The 14,792-nt window shown below is 33.9% G+C and carries 21 protein-coding genes and 1 tRNA gene; 11 read left to right on the top strand and 11 right to left on the bottom strand.

Annotation, left to right across the window (positions count from 1 at the left end):
- Positions 1–134: 134 nt before the first annotated feature.
- Positions 135–1,421, top strand: coding sequence for a BPG-independent phosphoglycerate mutase family protein (locus NMAR_RS02870; RefSeq protein WP_012214920.1), 1,287 nt, complete (start codon positions 135–137; stop codon positions 1,419–1,421).
- Here NMAR_RS02870 and NMAR_RS02865 read toward each other — a convergent pair.
- Complete coding sequence (locus tag NMAR_RS02865) at positions 1,405–1,965, bottom strand: DUF309 domain-containing protein (RefSeq protein ID WP_012214919.1); 561 nt, start codon at positions 1,963–1,965, stop codon at positions 1,405–1,407. The two genes, NMAR_RS02870 and NMAR_RS02865, sit on opposite strands and share 17 nt — an antisense overlap.
- Positions 1,966–2,048: 83 nt before the next feature.
- Here NMAR_RS02865 and NMAR_RS02860 point away from each other — a divergent pair, with 83 nt between their 5' ends.
- Complete coding sequence (locus tag NMAR_RS02860) at positions 2,049–2,465, top strand: eS24 family ribosomal protein (RefSeq protein WP_148680054.1); 417 nt, start codon at positions 2,049–2,051, stop codon at positions 2,463–2,465.
- On the top strand, positions 2,465–2,638 hold the full coding sequence (locus tag NMAR_RS02855; RefSeq protein WP_012214917.1) for a 30S ribosomal protein S27ae: 174 nt from the start codon (positions 2,465–2,467) through the stop codon (positions 2,636–2,638). Before NMAR_RS02860 ends, NMAR_RS02855 begins: the two co-directional genes overlap by 1 nt.
- 12 nt (positions 2,639–2,650) lie before the next feature.
- Here the strand turns inward: NMAR_RS02855 and NMAR_RS02850 are convergent, their stop codons facing one another.
- The 6 genes from NMAR_RS02850 to NMAR_RS02825 form a co-directional block, all read right to left on the bottom strand.
- Complete coding sequence (locus NMAR_RS02850) at positions 2,651–3,361, bottom strand: hypothetical protein (protein WP_012214916.1); 711 nt, start codon at positions 3,359–3,361, stop codon at positions 2,651–2,653.
- Positions 3,362–3,534: 173 nt separating this feature from the next.
- The gene (locus NMAR_RS02845; protein ID WP_012214915.1) at positions 3,535–4,680 is read right to left on the bottom strand and encodes a tRNA pseudouridine(54/55) synthase Pus10; all 1,146 of its coding nucleotides are present in this window, start codon (positions 4,678–4,680) and stop codon (positions 3,535–3,537) included.
- A gap of 22 nt (positions 4,681–4,702) precedes the next feature.
- A complete protein-coding gene (locus NMAR_RS02840; protein WP_012214914.1) occupies positions 4,703–6,031 on the bottom strand; it encodes a signal recognition particle receptor subunit alpha in 1,329 nt (442 codons plus the stop codon).
- Positions 6,024–6,713 (bottom strand): diphthine--ammonia ligase, encoded by a 690-nt coding sequence (locus NMAR_RS02835; RefSeq protein ID WP_012214913.1) that lies wholly within the window; start codon positions 6,711–6,713, stop codon positions 6,024–6,026. The genes NMAR_RS02840 and NMAR_RS02835 overlap by 8 nt, the downstream gene beginning before the upstream one ends.
- 110 nt (positions 6,714–6,823) lie before the next feature.
- Positions 6,824–7,234 (bottom strand): translation initiation factor IF-5A, encoded by a 411-nt coding sequence (locus NMAR_RS02830; protein WP_012214912.1) that lies wholly within the window; start codon positions 7,232–7,234, stop codon positions 6,824–6,826.
- A gap of 34 nt (positions 7,235–7,268) precedes the next feature.
- Positions 7,269–7,877: a hypothetical protein gene (locus NMAR_RS02825; protein ID WP_012214911.1), complete on the bottom strand. Its 609-nt coding sequence runs from the start codon at positions 7,875–7,877 to the stop codon at positions 7,269–7,271.
- A gap of 109 nt (positions 7,878–7,986) precedes the next feature.
- Here NMAR_RS02825 and NMAR_RS02820 point away from each other — a divergent pair.
- Positions 7,987–8,113, top strand: a tRNA-Tyr gene (locus NMAR_RS02820).
- Positions 8,114–8,206: 93 nt separating this feature from the next.
- On the opposite strand, the gene NMAR_RS02815 is transcribed toward NMAR_RS02820, so the two are convergent.
- Positions 8,207–8,398 carry a cold-shock protein gene (locus tag NMAR_RS02815; RefSeq protein WP_012214910.1) on the bottom strand — a complete coding sequence of 64 codons (192 nt, stop codon included), beginning with the start codon at positions 8,396–8,398 and terminating at the stop codon, positions 8,207–8,209.
- A 45-nt stretch (positions 8,399–8,443) separates the two neighbouring features.
- Positions 8,444–8,755 carry a translation initiation factor eIF-1A gene (locus tag NMAR_RS02810; protein ID WP_012214909.1) on the bottom strand — a complete coding sequence of 104 codons (312 nt, stop codon included), beginning with the start codon at positions 8,753–8,755 and terminating at the stop codon, positions 8,444–8,446.
- An 85-nt stretch (positions 8,756–8,840) separates the two neighbouring features.
- Here NMAR_RS02810 and NMAR_RS02805 point away from each other — a divergent pair, with 85 nt between their 5' ends.
- Positions 8,841–9,404, top strand: a complete 564-nt coding sequence (locus tag NMAR_RS02805; RefSeq protein ID WP_012214908.1) for a YkgJ family cysteine cluster protein — start codon at positions 8,841–8,843, stop codon at positions 9,402–9,404.
- 63 nt (positions 9,405–9,467) lie between these two features.
- On the opposite strand, the gene NMAR_RS02800 is transcribed toward NMAR_RS02805, so the two are convergent.
- Positions 9,468–10,229: a menaquinone biosynthetic enzyme MqnA/MqnD family protein gene (locus NMAR_RS02800; RefSeq protein ID WP_012214907.1), complete on the bottom strand. Its 762-nt coding sequence runs from the start codon at positions 10,227–10,229 to the stop codon at positions 9,468–9,470.
- Positions 10,226–11,278, bottom strand: coding sequence for an alcohol dehydrogenase (locus tag NMAR_RS02795; RefSeq protein ID WP_012214906.1), 1,053 nt, complete (start codon positions 11,276–11,278; stop codon positions 10,226–10,228). Before NMAR_RS02795 ends, NMAR_RS02800 begins: the two co-directional genes overlap by 4 nt.
- Before the next feature lie 94 nt (positions 11,279–11,372).
- Here NMAR_RS02795 and NMAR_RS02790 point away from each other — a divergent pair, with 94 nt between their 5' ends.
- The 6 genes from NMAR_RS02790 (at position 11,373) to NMAR_RS02765 (ending at position 14,733) form a co-directional block, all read left to right on the top strand.
- Complete coding sequence (locus NMAR_RS02790; protein WP_012214905.1) at positions 11,373–12,050, top strand: chromosome segregation protein ScpA; 678 nt, start codon at positions 11,373–11,375, stop codon at positions 12,048–12,050.
- A gap of 54 nt (positions 12,051–12,104) precedes the next feature.
- Entirely contained in the window at positions 12,105–12,683 is a 579-nt protein-coding gene (gene scpB / locus NMAR_RS02785) for an SMC-Scp complex subunit ScpB (RefSeq protein WP_012214904.1), read from the top strand.
- Positions 12,684–12,751: 68 nt separating this feature from the next.
- The gene (locus tag NMAR_RS02780; protein ID WP_012214903.1) at positions 12,752–13,135 is read left to right on the top strand and encodes a 30S ribosomal protein S8e; all 384 of its coding nucleotides are present in this window, start codon (positions 12,752–12,754) and stop codon (positions 13,133–13,135) included.
- Position 13,136: 1 nt separating this feature from the next.
- Complete coding sequence (locus tag NMAR_RS02775; RefSeq protein WP_012214902.1) at positions 13,137–13,436, top strand: signal recognition particle subunit SRP19/SEC65 family protein; 300 nt, start codon at positions 13,137–13,139, stop codon at positions 13,434–13,436.
- 74 nt (positions 13,437–13,510) lie between these two features.
- Entirely contained in the window at positions 13,511–13,780 is a 270-nt protein-coding gene (locus tag NMAR_RS02770; protein ID WP_148680053.1) for an H/ACA ribonucleoprotein complex subunit GAR1, read from the top strand.
- Positions 13,777–14,733: a transcription initiation factor IIB gene (locus NMAR_RS02765; RefSeq protein WP_012214900.1), complete on the top strand. Its 957-nt coding sequence runs from the start codon at positions 13,777–13,779 to the stop codon at positions 14,731–14,733. The genes NMAR_RS02770 and NMAR_RS02765 overlap by 4 nt, the downstream gene beginning before the upstream one ends.
- Positions 14,734–14,792: the final 59 nt, after the last annotated feature.

The raw sequence follows: 14,792 nt of genomic DNA, 5'->3' as shown, positions 1-14,792 counted from the left end.
AATAAAATACGAATTTCATCAAAAAATATTTCTCAACAGAAATGAAAAAAGTGAAACTTAATTGTTATTTTGATCGCAAAATATGTTGCAAGCTTTAAAGGAGAGCATCAGATCTTGGATAAACAGGGAAGATCTTGGATAATTCAGATGTTCACATGATTTACGTTCTATTAGATGGTGTAGGAGACCTTCCACACCCAGATTTAGATGGAAAAACACCATTAGAGGCTGCAAATACTCCAATTTTAGACAAAATTGCCAGTAATGGAGCAATAGGAGAAGTAATTTCAGTTGGAAAAGGAATTGCCCCTGAATCAGATATTGCAGTTTTCAACATGTTAGGATACAAATTCAAGCATGAAGATTATGCAGGTAGAGGAGTTATTGAGGCAATAGGAATCGGTATTGATTTTAAAGATGGAGACCTTGCACTAAGAGGAAATTATTCAACATTAGATGATCAAGAAGTCATCATAGATAGAAGAGCAGGGAGACATATTGAAAAAGAAGATGCGGATGGAATAGCCAGAGAAATTGAGGAGAAGATAAAATTCTCAAACCAAAACACATCTGTTGTCGTATCACCAACAATAGGCCACAGAGTAACAGTTAGAATCAGAAACAGTGCAGAAAAATTATCATCAAAAATTACAAACACAGACCCAGCATACAGCAACATTGGAGGCATGGGAGTTGCAAAAGCTGTTGGAGACTTTTTGAAAATAGAGAAATGTTTACCGTTAGAAGATGTTGAGGATGCAAAAGCTACTGCAAATACTGTAAATGAATTTTCAGATCAAGCAATCAGTATTTGTAAAGAAAGTCAAATCAATAAAAAACGTGAAGAGCAAGGAAAAAAGAAACTTAGTTGCATCTTACTTAGAGATGCAGGAAACAAGTATCCAGATGTGATTCCAATTAATGAAAAATATGGTATGAATTTTTCATGCATTGTAGACATGCCAGTAGAGTTAGGTATTTCAGAAGTACTAAAGATGAAAGCATTTGAAGCTGGAGGACTGACTGATTATGAAGAAAAAGCAAGGGTTGCTGCAAAAGCAATGGAAACACAAAATTCAATCTATGTTCACCTTAAAGGCCCTGATGAATTTGGACATGATGGCGATGCCATAGGTAAGATGAAAAACATAGAAGAGATTGACCAAAGATTCTTCAAAACACTTGTAGAGAATATAGATACAAACAAGGTTGCAATAGTAATTTCTGCAGACCATTCAACTCCATGTATCAACAAAGGACATAGTGATGATCCAGTTCCAGTACTTGTTTCTGGAGATTTTATCAAAAAAGACGGAACAACAAGAATGACTGAAGCCCAAGCAAAGAAAGGAAGTATTGGTCTTCTTCAAGGGGCAGATGTCGTTACAAAATCTCTAGAATTAATTAAATCTCAAACGTAGTTAGTTTATTTTCTTGTTGCATTTCAATTGCTTTAGTTCTAATCATATCCACATCAATTGAATGATAAGTAGAAGGAGACGTTCCTAATTTCTCTAAAACTCTTCGAAGCATTCCAATTCCAATACTAAGCTCATCTTTTTGAGCATGTGCAAATGCAACGGCCATTAAGATAATTCCTTGGACAACTTCTTTTTCTCGTCCAAAGCATTTTTTCCAAACACCTTCAAATGCTTCATGGCTTTCCCAAAATCTTTCATTGTTAAAATAGAAAATTCCATCGGTAATCCCTTTCTCTTTATCAATTTCTTCTTCAAAGACATGACGAATGTTATCAATAGGTCCAATTGGAGATAATTTTTCAATTAATTTATCGAGATCGTCTTTTTCAACTGAAACATCTAATTCAACAAATTTTTTGGCAATTCGGGCAACTCTAATGGAAGCGTTCATGTCAGATGCAAGATCTCTTGCCTTGTAAACAACCTCACGAGAATTTTCTGGGCCATATCTAGTGTTTTTCAAATGAAGCATATATCGTTCCATAGTAAGAATTACCCAAGATTTTCTTAAATTTCTTATCTATTTCAATCAAGGTTTATATGAAATATCTAAAGGATTTTGGATACATGTCCATAATTGAGACCGTTACAGACGTAGATAACACCTTCCTATCTAGAAGAGAGCTCACATGTAATTTTGCAGGATTGGCAGGAAAACTCAAAAAACTTGAAGCAGTAGACATGATTACTAAAGAATTCAAACTTGACGGTAAAGTGGTAATTCCAATGAGATTACAAACTCATGTTGGAAAACCAATTGTTACGGGAACTTTCTTTGTTTATGAAGATGAAGGATTGGCAAAAAAACATGTCAACCCAACAATTTTCTCAAGATTAGAAAAATCAAAAGCAAAACTTGCAGAAGCTGAAGCAGCAGCACAAGAAGCTCCTGCTGAAGAAGCAGCATCTGAAGATGCCCCTGCTGAAGATAAAGCAGTAGAGGCACCTGCAGAAGAATCTAAAGAAGAGGAGAAATCTGAATAATGGCAGGCAAAAAAGGCTCTAGTCCAAATGTCTATGCATATTTCAAAGTAGACGGTGACAAAGTATCAAGAATTAAAAAAGTTTGTTCAAGATGTGGTAAAGGAACCTACATGTCAGAACATAAAGATAGAAACACATGTGGCAAATGTGGTTTAACAGAATTCAAACAATAAAATATTTTAAAATTAATACAATTTCTTTTTACGAATCTTAGAACTCTTTTCTTCTAGTTGTTCAATTTTAGAAACAAATGTAGGATCAAGTTTAATTTTTGAAAGAGCATCTGCAGATAATTTTACAGTGTTTGAATCTAAAGAGATATTTGTTTTAGGAAGATTTTTGTCAATCCAAAATTTTGTCACTTTATCTTCAAGTTTATAGTCACGAAATCCCGCAGGGAATTTTTTTGTTATATGATTTAACAATGTACGATCTTTGAAAACAACTCTAGGTTCAAACAATCTAGTTTCATCACTGTATACATTTTCAAACAAGTTTCCAGATATTTCATCTGAAAGCAATTCCATCTTTGAGATTTTTCGTATCAGTTCTAGAAAATGTAAAAATTCATGTGCTAAAATTGCATGTATGGTGCCTTTGAGACCATATGCAACCAAAGGGGCAGAAATTTGAATTACAACCTGAAATTTTTCTTCAAATACCACAGGGATGGTTCTTGCAAATAGAATTCCATATTCATAAGAATTAGGGTTAGGGGCAGATATCACAAGAGATGGTTCTACATATGCAACAGGATAACGTATTCCCGATGCTTTTTCAATTCTATTAATTCCTTCAACAGTAATTGGAAAACGTTTGATTGTAAGGTCATACACATTATCAGGGATTATTCCTTTAGAATGCGCGTCTTTGAAACGTACCAGCGGATCCAACATCATCCCTCGATAATTTTGAATGTAAAAAGGTTGATTTGGTTAGGATCTAGGTTTTCCAGCTTTTGCCTTCTTTTTTCTTCTTGTTTCTGCTCTTTGATCAGCATGTCTTTGATGTTTACCTTTTTTTCTTATTGGCATGATATTTTGAAATATTCAGAGCTAGTTAATTGTTATCATTTAACTTCAACATCATGAAAATCAAATTCAAGACATTTACACGACATATCAAGAATTTGGCTTATTCCAGGAGAAACATCATCACCAGTAACAAAACGTTTTACAGGTAAACCACCTTCAAATTTGAAAAATAATGTAAAGGAAGTTTCATCAGATTTCTTATATTTTATGGAAAGTATTCTTTTCTCAGATCGTTTTCCAGACTTTTCATAAACTGCAATTGGTTTTTTTGTGAGATTTTTTAATTTTCGTAAAAGTTTTGCGTCAATGATTGAAGATGTAGAAATTCTAGCTTCAACTGAGGAATTAAATTTTAATGGTTTTTTTGGAGAGTCTGCAACAATTTTGAAATTACTAACTTTGATGTGTTCTAGATTTGCAGATTTTGCTCTCAATTTTCTTTTGTGAGGGTTCTGGATCTTGACAAAAAACGGTCTTCCTGTGCCTAGAATCAAGCTTGATTTATCCTCACCACCAATCCAGGTGAATTTAGCAGTGGTGCCACCTAATTTTTTAAAAAGAAATTGAGAAATTTCTCCTTCAACACTATCAAATTCTTTGATGCCATGAAAATCACAAATTCGACACCCCTTACCAGAACAATTTGAACAAGATTTTTGTTTTTGTAAGAAACCTCGTACGGGTTTAACATATCTGCCTGAAAGAGTTAATGATTTGGATCTAATGTCACAAAATTCATCTTTTAGATTTACAGTAAAAACAATCTCAGGATCTAAAGAATCAAAGGATTTCTTTGTTTTTTTAGAAAATAATTTTCCCAGTTCTTTTGTTACATCAGTCTTTATCCCATCAATTCCTTTTAGTTTGTATTTAGAACGAATTACATCATCTCTGTCAATTATTGAAGGCTTTATTGTTGCGCCAACACTAAATGACGAATAAGAGTAATGAGATGCAGAATCAATCATCATATTCAAAAAATAATTCAAATTATCGAATAGATTTTTACAGATATAACATCTTTGAGAAGATTTTGAATTTTTCTTTAATTTTTTCCCAAGGAGTTTATTTGATGAAAGATAAAGCTGTTTTGTGAAAAGTCTTCCAAGGCAATGATCACATAAATCATATTTTTTTAATATCTGATTTGCAATGGGAATAATTTTCTGATAAGTAGTCATTTTAGAATGAAATTTGTTTGTGTTAACCTAATCCCATTCTTCTAAGAGTGCCTTGCATTTGTCTTCCTTTTGAGGCCTTCATCATATTCTTAGAGTTTTTGTAATTTTTCATCAATTCTTTAACTTCACCCTCAGGCCAGCCTGAACCACGTGCAATTCTTTTGATTCGAGATGAATTCAATAGGCCTTCAGGGTCTGCCTTTTCTTGAGTGGTCATACTTTGGATAATGTATCTCCACTTTGTAACTCGGTCCTCCATTTGATTTACTTGATCATCTTTTACCATTCCAGAGAGACCAGGCATGCTTTCAAGAATTCCTTGTAATGAGCCCATTTTAGTAACTTCTTCTAATTGAGAAAGAAAATCTTCCATGTTCATTTTTCCACTAGAAATTCTTTTCATTCTGTCATCATCATTTTCACTTTCCAAACGTTTTGCTAAATCCAATACAGCTTGAACGTCACCCATTCCCAAAAGTCGTCCAACAAATCTTGTTGGAGAGAATTTTTCTAGATCATCAATTCGTTCGCCAGTACCAATGTACATAATTTGTGCACCAGTTGCAGCAGATGCAGCTAATGCGCCACCACCCTTTGCAGAACTATCTAATTTTGTAATTATTACACCACCTACGGGAATTGTTTTATGAAATGCTTCAGCTTGGTTGAAGCATTGTTGCCCAATTGTTCCATCAATTACGAGTAATGCTAAATCAGGATCAGCAACTTTATTGATTCTATCCATCTCTTCAAGTAAGTCTTGTTCTTCCTTGTGACGTCCAGCAGTATCAATTAAGATAACATCTAAAGATTGATCTTTAAAATAATTCAAGCCATTTTTGACTATACTAGGGGAATCTTTGTTGCTTTCTTCACCATATACTTCAACATTAGATTTTTCACACATTGTCTTGAGTTGCACCAATGCACCAGGTCTGTAGGTATCTGCACCAACAACACCAACTTTGTATCCTTGTCCAGTTAGAAATTTAGCAAGTTTTGATGCAACTGTGGTTTTACCACTTCCTTGAATTCCAAGTAAGATGATTTTGTTCTGTTTTCCAGGTTTAAAATCAAACTCAGATTCATTTCCAAGCAGATTTGAAAGTTCGTCATATAGTATTTTTACAATGTGATTCTTCCTAGATAGGCCAGGAGGAGGTGTTTCATTGAGGGCACGCTCTTCCAGGTGTTTTGTGATTTCAAGTACTAATCGCACATTAACATCAGATTGTAATAATGCTCTTTGAACATCCTTTGATAGTTCCTTGATTAGTTCCTCATCTATTCCAGATGATTTTACAATCTTTTTGATTGCATCACCCAAACTACTCTTAAGTCCATCAAGCATTGTAATTCAATTCCGCATCCACTATTTCAAACCTTCCTCTATACCCATCCCATTTTTTTTCACTTTGATTAATCTTGATCGAATTGGAAAACAAAGGACAATCAATAACAAATGTTTCAGACTCGCCACCTTCAAAATTTAGATTAAATCCAAATTTATCGGAAAGTTTTTTCAGAGTTTTAATTTCAGAATCTCCAATTGTTTTTCCTAGCCAAGAATCATCTAATCCATCAGAAGATACAGTAATCATAATAAAAATAAAATTCGCTTGTAGTAAATCACCCATATATTGTTCAGGTTCTAAATTCCACAAAGGTGCAACTACAGTTAACCCATATTTTGAGCAAACTTGTTCAAATTTTTCTTTTTGGAAATTACTTTTGATGCCACCATGCACTAATCCTTCAATGCCATAATCATCTTTTGCAGTTTTTAATAGATTTTCTAATAGAGAAAGTTCGTCATCGGTATCATCAGAAGTGGAATTAATTGTAATTTGTGGAATTTTCATTGATTCTGCTTGTAGTTTTGTCCATTGTATGTTAGGATGATGAAGTAAATGACTTTCGTCAGATTTTGTAAATATACTTAGAAGACATTTAATTTCATGTCCATGTTTTTTTGCCAAGTATATAGCATATGTGCTATCTTTTCCACCTGAAAAGAGAGAAGCAAGTTTCATTTTATAAAAAATCAATCCAACAATTGTTTAAGTTTATTCAAAGGACGCTTCAACACTCATAATCGTCATCATAAATCAGACGGCTTTTCCGATAATCATCAGCATCCGCACTATGTCTTAATGCGCATGATTTTAGTTTTATCCATTACAACCCAGTATTCTACATTTTGTCCGTTTTCCAATTTTCCTTGAACTTCATCATCAATCAATGTAACATCGATTGTTTCAAAAGTTTCAGAATCCATCAACTGAACGGTGTCACCAGTCATAGAGATAATCTGTCCTACTTTTTTGTTAATCATAGGAACATGAATTTGCATACTGACAGGTCCTACATGAGGTCTTTTTTGACCATCAAAAATTCCTTCAGCAACAATTCTTGCTTTTGCTGCACCATGTTTTCCTGGTTTTGAAGTATCATATTCAACAATTCTACAAGGTTCACCACTTGGTTGATCTGAATGTGGCAATAGAATGTAAGAACCGATTTTTAATGAACCAAGATCAGAAGGTTTGCTCATGCAAAAACAGTTTTTGCTCGAATATTTAACTTTTCTACTTTAGTTGTTCTAAAATTGAAAGACTCATTAAATTGGTCATGGATAGACCTTTTCGGTTTGCATCTCGTCTTGTTTGCTCACAGTATTTCTTAACACTTTGATGACTTTTTTCACTTGCAACCTCAATGACAATAATATTTTCAGAGTATGGGAATGTAAATTTAGAAGGATTTTTACAAAAAGTTTCCATGTTTCCTAGTCCTGCACTCTCAATTTGATCTTTTTTTACCAATAAATCAGCAACTTCAGATATATCTTCATCGTCATTATATTCTAAATAATAAACAGACACAAAATTAACATCTCCAATAACTTCATGTTGGAAAAGATCGTCTTTTACATTAAAGACAAAGGAAGTTTTTTCTTGATTATGTTCAACTAGATCATCTGCAATTTTTGAACTGTCTTTGAATTTTGCTAAAATATAGTGATTTGTGGAATCTGCAAAGTAGGGTTTACTTTCAGAGGAAAATGTTCCAGTAACAAAGTATAATCTTTCAATATTTTTTGATTTCATCCAAGATTCTTTCAATTCAACGGATTCATGAGTGTGAAGATAAGGTGCACAAACATAACCAGAATAGGAAAGCTTGAGTTCGGACATGAATCAACAAACACGTTTGTAGGTATTTATGCTTATAGAGAATTCTACGATCTTAACACACGTTCATCTACGATAGTTTTTTAATAGCAGTAAACTTCGTTTTTTTTGTCCCGTGGTAGCTCAGCCTGGTAGAGCTTCCGGCTGTAGTTGTTGGCTTTAGATGGCTGACCGAATAACAGCATATCAGGCATACAGAAACCGGGTTGTCGGTGGTTCAACTCCGCCCCGCGGGACCACAAACTTTTGATTAAAAATAATTGTAAAAATAATAAAAAGATAGACTAGCTTAAGAAAACATAAGATGAAATCTTAAATTAAAAATTCATTGTCTACTCTGTTTTTTTGACTTTTTGTGCTGCTGGGCCTTTTCTGCCTTCACCGACTTCAAACTCGACTTTATCGCCTTCGTTGATGAATCCGTCAACATCTGTTTTGTGAACAAATAGATCGTCTCCACCTTCTCTTTCAATAAAACCAAAGCCCTTAGTACGGTTAAACCATTTTACGGTACCTTGTTCCATTTGGTTTTGAAATAATTTGTTCACTATATTAACTAAGGTATTAAATTAGAAATCTTTTGGAATGTGTCCGTTTTCCTTTAACCATTCGACTTGAGGGAGTGTAAATCTCCAAACAATATCACCTTTTTCAGCTTCATTAAAGTCCCATGGCGCAATAATTACAATATCATTATCTCTTATCCAAACTCTTCTCTTTAGTTTACCACGGATTCTACCTCGTCTTGTGACATTATCAGTACATTTGATTAAGACATTTTCACCACCAAGCATCTTGAGAACTCTGCCAAAAAGTTCCCCTTCTTCAGGAAGACGAATTTCTTTTAATGCACTTTCACTTTTTACTTGGCGCTTACCCATGAAAGTAATTCACATAATGAGCATATAACTGATAGGTTTTTGATTTTTCATAATGAGTTTTATGCGTCAAAAATAGAAAGAATCTGTGGAATTCAGGTGTGTTGATGAGTGTTCCCAATGTTGTATTGAAAGAGAGTATTATCCAAGTAAAAAATTTGGAAAGATTGGAGTTTTGATATTACCCGATGAAAAAGAAAGAATAGAAAAACTAGCAAAAGAAAACAATCTAGATATCAAAATTTTACCAAGAATAGGAGTATCAGAGAGTAGAGATTCTGGGCCATCAAAAATTTTAGCATATCAAATGATGGGTGTTGAAAAAAATGGAAACACTTGTCCATTTCTAGATACAGAAAGTGGAAACAAATCACCTCACAATGGATTTCCATGTAAAATTTACAAAAACAGACCTCTTGCATGTAAAACATATCCTTTGATTGAATCAGACCCAATCACACTTGATGAAAAATGTAAATTTTGTAAAGAACACAAAACAGCAGATGAAAATCTAAATTCTGAAACAGAATCATTGTTGAAAATTAAAGAACAAATGAATACAGAATTGCCATTTATCTGGAGATTTGCTACAGAAATAGGAGAAGAACAAGATAATAATTTGTTTGAGTCAGGTTGGATATTAGAAGAATAATTAATTTTTGAGATAATAGAAACTAGATTAGTTAATAGATAGACACAAGTTCATAATTAAATGCTATTTGTAAATGTCTAGACAAGGGATTTCTGTAATTGCATTTATTTTCTTAGAATATGTGTAAAATTCCTTTAAACTAGATATTTCTTTAATTCCTATAGAATAAGACAAGCCAGCAAAATACTGCGAGATGATTTTTTTGTCAAGATTAGTTTTTTCGGCAGCATAATCTATAATTTCATTCAGATTATCCTGACCCCATTGATATGATAAATGAATAGAATCTAAAAGAGTCTCAATTTTCTTTTGAGGAAGATTTTTTCTTGATGCCAAAACACCAAACACCATGTTTTTGTTTGAGAAAGTATTCCATGCTTTACCCAAATCAAGAACATGTTTTGGTTTTTTGATTAATTTTTTCAAGGCTTGGTCTCCTATCAGAAGTTCAGCATCTCCATTTTTTCCATAACTTACTTTTTGTTTGTATGCATAACGCATCAAGATTTTAAGTAGTATAACAGAGGTAGCAGCTTCTGTTGAAAGTTGAATTGATTTAATTTCTTCAAATGGAACTTTTGAAACCAATACAACACTCATTACAGTTTTTTTTGAACTTATACAATAAGGAAGTAAATTGTAATCACCACGTGCATATTCTATAGAGGAGATAAAACCAACATCAATAATTCCTTGTGATAAACTAGAGTTAAGATTGGTTGGAACATCTCTAATTATTTTTCCATCAAATTTTACCTTATTCTTTTCTAAACCATATACTACAGGAAGCATGTTGATATAATCAACAATGCCTAATCTCATCATGGATTGATGACTGCACGTCCAAGGATTTTACGATCTTTAAGATCCTGTAATGCAGAATTTGCTTCATCAAGAGAATATCTTTTTGAAATAACTGGGTTTATGGTTCCTTTTCTTGCAAGTCCAAGTAGTTCAACCATGTCATTGTAATTTCCAGTGTATGCACCTTGAATGGTAATTGATTTTAGAGGAATTGTAACGAGAGACAATTCTAGTGAGCCACCAAATAATCCAACTAGAACAAGATTTCCTCTTTTTCTTAACACTGCTAAGCCAGTCTTTACAGTTGGTGGAGCATTAACAAAGTCAACAACACTATCTGCACCCTTATCATTACATATTGACATTATTTTTTGAACAGTTTCAGAATCTTTAGAATTTACAGTAAAATGAGCACCCATTTCTTTTGCCGTTGCTAATTTTGCATCATCTAAATCAACACAAATGATTTTTGCATTAGTAATCTCACTAGCAATTTGAACTCCCATCAATCCCAATCCACCAGCTCCTACAATTACAATGAATTCTGGAGAATTTTGATTTGCTTTTTTGATAGCAGTGTATGCAGTTAATCCAGAACATGCAAGTGAAGTTGCAGCATCAGGATCAACACCATCAAGTTTTGCTAAATATTTAGAATTCGGAACTAAAACATAATCAGCATAACCACCATTTTGGAAAAGCCCCATCGATTTTGGAGCATCACATAGATTTTCATTACCAACTTTACATGCAGGGCATTCACCACAGCCCATCCAAGGAAAAACTAGAACATCATCACCTACAGTTACATTTGAAACATTTTCTCCAATCTCTTCAATAGTTCCAACAATTTCATGTCCAGGCGTTACAGGGTATTTTACACCACGATCAGTTACTTTCAAAAATTGACCATCTCCAAGGTCATATCCACCTTCCCACAGATGCAAATCACTATGACAGACACCTTCAGATTTTACTTTAAGTAATACCTGGGTTCCAGATGGTTTTGGGTTTTCAGTTTCAGATATTGTTAGAGGTTCATTTGGACCTGGGATTTTGGCGGATTTCATAAATTTGCTTTTGGTACTAACAATATAAGAGTTGACTGGATATGAGAAAAAAATAGAGCCCTTAGATATTATTGAATAGGAAGAAAATATTCGTGTGAGTGAGTCACCTACACCCAACAGTATTTCTCAAGAACCAGTAAACATTCTATTTAGTCCTCAGTCAGTTGTCAAAAAAGACGTCTGGGAGATTGATTTAATCCAAATTTTGAATTTATTGATAAAAATTCTTGAAAAATCAGGTAAGAAAGACCTCAAAGTAGCAGGAATGGCTGCATTGTCATCTTCATTAATTTATAGAATGAAAGTAGAAAGTATTTTCGCATTACAACGAGCAGCAATGCAGAAAAAACCAATGCATCAAAGGACAGATGTTGATATTGATTTAATTGATATGCCATACAGACATGAATCTACATATCCAGTTTCACTAGACGATTTGTTAGGATTGCTTCAAAACCTTATTGGAACAATTGCAAATCCTCAATCAAGAAGAAATAGACAAGTAGAGATAGAACCAATTGAAGCACCAGACTTTCAGGAGTACTTCATTTCACTTGAAAGTATTATTGGAAAGTATGAAGACTTGGTTATGAAGAAAATTGCTAATACAGGTCATGGATTACTACAAGATATCATTGCAGAATTAGATCCAGTTGATTCAATTAGATGTTTCTTTGCAATATTGTTTTTGGCAAGAGACCAAAAAGTAGATTTGGAACAAGTTGAAGACGATATCAAAATCACAGCCATAAAAGAAGAATTAACAAACTGATCAAAAATGAAGAAAGGATTTCTTTAACTATATTTTGGAGGGATGAACGAATAATTGGCCAAAATTGAGAATATAGATGAAGCAACAGCAAGAGTAGAGGCTGCACTTTATTCAGCAGGTAGACCACTCCGAATAGAAGACATAGTCAGAGCCTCAGGCACAGAATCAAGAACAAAGACGCTAGATATTCTCCAAAACATTATGAAAAAGACAAAATCTGCATTCAAAGCATTAGAAGTAGTCATACTTCCAGACGGTTCCTATGTCATGCAACTCAAACCAGAATATAGTGCTACAGTCAAGAAATACGCATCAAAACCAGTTCTTCCAAATGCCACTCTTAAGACATTATCATACATTGCATATCAACAACCAATATCATCAAAACAACTTGTAGAAGTAAGAGGATCCGGAGTTTATGCACATTTGAAAGAACTCAGACAATTAGATTACATTACTCATCAAAATGTTGGAAGAATCAAAATTTACACCACAACAGAAAAGTTCCAAAAATATTTTGGAATACAAGGAGATGTAGAAGATCTAAAACAGAGATTATTCTCAAAAGTAAGGAAAACAGCAAGTGCAAGACAGACAACTCCTGCACCTCAAATTGTAACAGAAGTAAACTAAGTCAATTTTTTACTTTAAGCCTAATTTTTTGCGTTTTGTATAAATTAGAGTAATTTGGACCAGTTTTCGTGAGAAAATCAGTAGAAAATTTAGCAACCAGTAAAACAACTGGAGGAAGAAGACATCCACTTAGAATTAGAAGAAAGTATGAAACTGATAGATATCCAAATGAAGCAGTAACAGGAGCTCAAGTTACAGTAACAAGAACAGTTCGTGGAAAGAATAGAAAGACAGCTGTTAAGACAATTGATTTTGTTAATCTTGCAACAGGAGATGCAAAAGTAAAGAAAGCAAAAATTCTCAAAGTGTTAGACAATACAACAAACAATGATTACAAAAGACGTGGCATTATTACAAAAGGTGCAATACTAGAAACACAAGAAGGTAAATGCAAAGTAGTTTCTAAACCAGGACAAAACGGAATCGTTAACGCAATTTTAGTAAAGGAATAAAATGAAAGATTACGAACACATCGTAATCTGGTTGGATTATTTCAACAAGAATTTAAAAAAATCAAAAGGTAGAAGACTAGGATTAGAAAAATGTGTTTTCGATCCTTCATTAAAAGAATTGACAGATGCTGCAAAAGCTGCAGGATTTGAAATTACAGAATCAGATGACAAAGTAAGATTTCCAAAAAGACCATTTGTTAGGTCAGGGTATGTTGTTTTGCCAAAAGGATCCTCCAAGACAAAAATTCTTAACAAAATTTCCGAAAAACTTGTTGCAAAAAGGTCCAAACAATCAAAATAAAATCAAATCTAGCTCTTAGCTAAAGTAAAGTTGACAGAAGTCTATGATAAGAATATCATGATTAGTGTTTTTAATTGCAGGAGGTAGGCGAAATAATGCACCTAGCCGGTAGTGGTAGGGTAATCATTCAACTATCTAACAAATTGGTTGAAGGACAAATACTCTGCGACGAGAAGGGAACTAGAGTTGCGAAAGTAATGGAATTAATTGGTCCAGTAAGGAGACCATTTGCATCCGCAACTCCGTTAACAAACAACATCAAAAGATACATTGGCAAAAGTGTTTTCGCAACAGAACATTCTCCTGACAATTCAAAGAAAAAATTTAGGAGAAGAAAAAAATGAACGCACTAGAAGAACAAAACTGTCCTGAATGTCAAGCAACAGTAGTTAATGACATGCAGAATGGTGAATTAATCTGCTCTGGTTGCGGTGTAGTAGTCGCAGATCAAGTAGCAGATTATGGTCCAGAAACAATTAGTTCGAATCTTGAAGACAAGATGAAATTAGCAAGAGCAACCGGACAAACAACATATTCCCAACACGATTTGGGAATTACGACTGAGATAGCAATTAGTACAAAGGACTTTAGTGGAAAAACAATCAACCACGAAGTTGCAAACCAAATGCACAATCTCAGAAAGTGGCAACAAAGAGTAAGAGTATCCTCACCAAAAGAGAGACGACTTGCAAATGTTTTAACAAAAATGGGAGAAACATGTGACGGTCTAGGTCTTTCAAAAAATGTGTTGGAGACTGCTTCTATGATATACAGAAACTTGGACGGACATGTTGATGTGAAGGGAAAATCAGTAGTAAGCATTACAGCAGCTACAATTTACATGGCATGCAAACAATGTGATGTAGTAAGATCACTAGAAGAAATTATTCGTGGAATTTGTCCACCAAAAGACGTAAAATCAAAAACAAAACTTGCAGCAAGATACTACAGAACCATGGTTATGGAAATGGGACAACTAACTGCTCCAGTAGTAACTATGGACAAATACATCTCAAAGATAGCAAACATGACACAAACTGAGGTTAGAGTAGAGAGACTAGCCTTGGAAATTGCAGAAAAAACAAAAGACAGTAGTATTGCTGATGGAAAGGCTCCAAATGGAATTGCTGCAGCATACCTGTATGTGTCATCAGTCCTGCTTGGTCAAAACGTACTCCAAAGAGACGTTTCAAGCATTGCAGGAGTAACTGAAGTTACTATCAGAAATAGATGTAAAGAGATTCTAACAAATTACAAACTCAAAATTACTTTGAGACCATCTCTGGCCAAATATTAACACCCCCCCCCCCTCTTTTCATTTTATTATCAAAAACACACGTTAGGATCAGCTAAATT

It is taken from the genome of Nitrosopumilus maritimus SCM1, assembly GCF_000018465.1.
Lineage (GTDB): Archaea > Thermoproteota > Nitrososphaeria > Nitrososphaerales > Nitrosopumilaceae > Nitrosopumilus > Nitrosopumilus maritimus.
The sequence above is the reverse complement of the archived record's forward strand: the minus strand, read 5'-3'. Positions and strand labels throughout refer to the sequence as shown.

Excerpts from the sequence above, each read along its gene's own strand:
- NMAR_RS02865 (WP_012214919.1), bottom strand. The coding sequence starts at position 1,965 with ATGGAACGATATATGCTTCATTTGAAAAACACTAGATATGGCCCAGAA.
- NMAR_RS02860 (WP_148680054.1), top strand. The coding sequence starts at position 2,049 with ATGTCCATAATTGAGACCGTTACAGACGTAGATAACACCTTCCTATCT.
- NMAR_RS02855 (WP_012214917.1), top strand. The coding sequence starts at position 2,465 with ATGGCAGGCAAAAAAGGCTCTAGTCCAAATGTCTATGCATATTTCAAA.
- NMAR_RS02850 (WP_012214916.1), bottom strand. The coding sequence starts at position 3,361 with ATGTTGGATCCGCTGGTACGTTTCAAAGACGCGCATTCTAAAGGAATA.
- NMAR_RS02845 (WP_012214915.1), bottom strand. The coding sequence starts at position 4,680 with ATGACTACTTATCAGAAAATTATTCCCATTGCAAATCAGATATTAAAA.
- NMAR_RS02840 (WP_012214914.1), bottom strand. The coding sequence starts at position 6,031 with ATGCTTGATGGACTTAAGAGTAGTTTGGGTGATGCAATCAAAAAGATT.
- NMAR_RS02835 (WP_012214913.1), bottom strand. The coding sequence starts at position 6,713 with ATGAAACTTGCTTCTCTCTTTTCAGGTGGAAAAGATAGCACATATGCT.
- NMAR_RS02830 (WP_012214912.1), bottom strand. The coding sequence starts at position 7,234 with ATGAGCAAACCTTCTGATCTTGGTTCATTAAAAATCGGTTCTTACATT.
- NMAR_RS02825 (WP_012214911.1), bottom strand. The coding sequence starts at position 7,877 with ATGTCCGAACTCAAGCTTTCCTATTCTGGTTATGTTTGTGCACCTTAT.
- NMAR_RS02815 (WP_012214910.1), bottom strand. The coding sequence starts at position 8,398 with ATGGAACAAGGTACCGTAAAATGGTTTAACCGTACTAAGGGCTTTGGT.
- NMAR_RS02810 (WP_012214909.1), bottom strand. The coding sequence starts at position 8,755 with ATGGGTAAGCGCCAAGTAAAAAGTGAAAGTGCATTAAAAGAAATTCGT.
- NMAR_RS02800 (WP_012214907.1), bottom strand. The coding sequence starts at position 10,229 with ATGATGAGATTAGGCATTGTTGATTATATCAACATGCTTCCTGTAGTA.
- NMAR_RS02795 (WP_012214906.1), bottom strand. The coding sequence starts at position 11,278 with ATGAAATCCGCCAAAATCCCAGGTCCAAATGAACCTCTAACAATATCT.
- NMAR_RS02775 (WP_012214902.1), top strand. The coding sequence starts at position 13,137 with ATGAAAGATTACGAACACATCGTAATCTGGTTGGATTATTTCAACAAG.
- NMAR_RS02765 (WP_012214900.1), top strand. The coding sequence starts at position 13,777 with ATGAACGCACTAGAAGAACAAAACTGTCCTGAATGTCAAGCAACAGTA.